General features: G+C 65.7%; 1 protein-coding gene. It reads left to right on the forward strand.

What is annotated here, in order from left to right:
* A partial coding sequence (locus EN925_RS37710; RefSeq protein ID WP_164894760.1) for an FAD-binding oxidoreductase occupies positions 1-901 on the forward strand: 901 nt, incomplete at both ends.

A 901-nucleotide genomic window follows, 5' to 3' on the forward strand; every position in this document is an offset into this window, starting at 1 on the left:
GGCTCAATCGCTACGGCGTCGCACCTCTGGGCGTTGCCAGGCCCGCGAATACGCCGGAGGTTGCCAGTGTCGTCAAACTATGTCGCGAGGCCGGACTGGCAGTCGTGCCACAAGGCGGAAACACCGGGCTTTGCGGCGCCGCCGTCGCCGAGCAGCCCAATGCGGTGATCGTCTCGCTGTCACGCATGACGGCGATCGGGAAGCCGGATCTGGAAAGCGGATCGATCGTCGTCGAGGCGGGTGTCGTGCTGGCAACGCTGCACGAGGCGCTGGAGCCGCATGGGCTGATGTTTCCAATGCATCTGGGCGCAGAAGGCAGCGCCAGGATCGGCGGCCTGATCGGCACCAATGCGGGCGGCAGCCAGGCTTTCCGATACGGCATGATGCAGGATCTCGTCCTGGGTCTCGAAGTCGTGACGCCTGATGGCGGGATTTGGGACGGACTGCGCGCGGTGCAGAAGGACAATGCCGGCTATCAACTGCGCAAGCTGTTCTGTGGCGCTGAGGGCACGCTCGGCATCGTCACGCGCGCGATCCTGCGGCTCTACCCCAAGCCTCGGCAGCAAGCGAGCGCCCTTCTGGTCCTGCCCGACTTTGCCGCCGCCGTTTCGTTCGGCGCCTTCCTGCGCGGCGAGGCCGGGGAATTCCTGACTGGCCTCGAGTTCTTCTCCGATGTGGGCCTGCGATTGGCGCTCAAGCACGTGCCCGACCTTGCCTACCAACTGGAGACACGGGGCGACGTCTATCTGCTGGTCGAACTGGCATCGGGGTCGTCACGCGTTCCCCTGGACGAGATCCTGGCTTCGGCTCTGGAATGGGGCATGGAACAGAGCCTGGTTAGCGACGGCGCGCTGGCGGCGACAGGTGCGCATCGGGCACAATTCTGGCGGCTGCGCGAGGA

This window comes from Mesorhizobium sp. M7A.F.Ca.US.006.04.2.1, assembly GCF_004022915.1.
Lineage (GTDB): Bacteria > Pseudomonadota > Alphaproteobacteria > Rhizobiales > Rhizobiaceae > Mesorhizobium > Mesorhizobium ciceri.